This is a genomic window from Moorena sp. SIO2C4 (assembly GCF_010672485.1).
In the GTDB taxonomy this organism is placed as follows: domain Bacteria; phylum Cyanobacteriota; class Cyanobacteriia; order Cyanobacteriales; family Coleofasciculaceae; genus Moorena; species Moorena producens.
Window position 1 is genome coordinate 1 of record NZ_JAAHGN010001220.1, and the last position, 2,068, is coordinate 2,068.

Below are 2,068 nucleotides of genomic sequence, written 5' to 3' on the forward strand. Positions count from 1 at the left end.
TAGTGAGGTACGGGGTGGGACAAATTCTTGCTCTAAAATAGGTCGTTCGGGATTAGGTGCAGGGAGCGATCGCCTGTCTAACTTACCATTAGGGGTTAGGGGCAACTCGTCTAAAACCACAAATGCGGCAGGAAGCATGTATTCTGGCAGCTTTGCTTGGATAAGTCTTCGCAATTCTGGCACAATTTCTATCCGAGATTCTTCACCCACAGTGCTGACAATATAAGCGACTAAGCGCTTGTCACCCGGAATATCTTCCCTAGCAATTACTGCGGCTTGTCTCACCACAGGGTGTTGAGTAAGTACTCCTTCAATTTCCCCTAGTTCAATGCGGAAACCGCGAATTTTTACCTGATGATCGCTACGACCGAGTAACTCAATATTACCATCGGCAAGATAGCGAGCTAAGTCTCCTGTTTTGTATAATTTTGACTTTTGACTTACTCTTCGAGAAGCCGCTTTCGCGTCTATGACTTTTGAATTTTCAAAGGGGTTGGTGATGAATTTTTCTGCTGTTAATTCTGGGCGGTTGAGATACCCCCTGACGAGATAGTCTCCGCCTACGTAAAGTTCCCCAGTTTCTCCTCTGGGAACGGGTTGCATTTGCTGGTCTAAAATATAAATTGGCAGGTTAGCAATCGGGCGAGTTATAGAAAAGTTACGCGGTTCTGGTTCTGGTTGACAGTTCCAGGAGCTAACAACAATGGTTTCAGTAGAGCCGTAGATTTCAATTGCTTCGCAATTGGGAAGGCTCTCCCAAAAGCGTTGTTTGAGAGCAAAGGGAAATGCTTCCCCACCTACAAAGATTCGTCTGAGATTCCTGCAACTCTTCAAGCCCGGATCTTCCAGGAAAATCGAGAGCATAGAGGAAACAAAATAAGCAACGGTAATTTGCTCTTGGGCGATTAGCCGAACTATGTAAGCACTATCTTTTTCACCGTCTGGTTTTGCTAAAACAACGCAAGCTCCAGCCATTAGAGGCCAAAATAACTCCCAGCGACTGGAAACATCAAAGCTGAGAGAGGCTTTGTGCAAAACGCGATCGCTTTTCTGATAGGGAAAAGTCTCTTGAAGCCAGCCCCAGCTTTGACAAACCGCTCTATGGGGCATCATTGCCCCTTTTGGCTTTCCGGTTGACCCAGAAGTATAGGTAATGTAAGCTAAGTTTTCTGCTCCAACCCTACCGACTGGGTTAGTATTGCTTTCTACAGCTATTTTCTGCCAATCTGTATCCAAGCAAACTAGATGTCCTTGATATTCGGGAATTTCCGCCACCAATTTCTGTTGCGTCAACAGCACTGACACCTGGGTATCATGGAGCATGAACTCCAAACGCTCGCTCGGATAGGATGGATCTAAGGGCACATAAGCCCCCCCTGCTTTAAGAATCCCCAAAAGTCCGATCGCTGTATGGATAGAACGCTCCACACAAATCCCCACAAGGGTTTCCGGTTCTACACCTAAGGAGCGCAAATAGCTGGCTAACTGGTTCGCTTTGCCATTAAGTTCTCGGTAGGTTAACTGCTGGTTGTCACACACAACCGCAATAGTATCAGGTGTTCGTTCTACCTGGGCTTCAAATAACTGAGGTATGGTATTCATATACTTTGAGGTTTTGGGTGTTAGGTATTAGGTGTTAGGTGTTAGGTGTTAGGTGTTAGGTGTTAGGTGTTAGGTAAAACACCAATTCTTCCGATGACCTAATTTTTCTTATTATCCTTGAGTTTTTCGATCAGAATGTTGAGCATTCTTCCTATTTCATCGCTTAGCTCTAAAACAGGTTGTAACTCCGAGTTTTTAAGATAAGATAATCTACCAGTAATTAGCAAATGTGTTTCCAATTCTTTCAGAGATCCATTAGCTATGGAGAGATGATGGATATAGTCTCCCAAATGCAGTCTCCCTTTCCCCTCAGCGATGTTAGCTGGAATTGAAACGGCAGCTCGTTGAATTTGGCTGCTCAGTCCATAAATCTCAGTTTTTGGTAACTTAGAAGTAAGTTGGTAGCATAGTACAACCAAGTCCATTGCCCGATTCCAAACCTTTAAGTCTCGATAACTCTTAACTT

The 2,068-nt window shown here is 44.5% G+C and carries 2 protein-coding genes; both read right to left on the bottom strand.

Annotated elements, in window-relative coordinates:
• Positions 1-1,602: non-ribosomal peptide synthetase (locus tag F6K20_RS35825; RefSeq protein WP_287297995.1), on the bottom strand; the 1,602-nt coding region annotated here is incomplete at its 3' end.
• 98 nt (positions 1,603-1,700) lie between these two features.
• Positions 1,701-2,068, bottom strand: a 368-nt coding sequence (locus tag F6K20_RS35830) for a four helix bundle protein (protein WP_287297997.1), incomplete at its 5' end; no start/stop codon positions are given.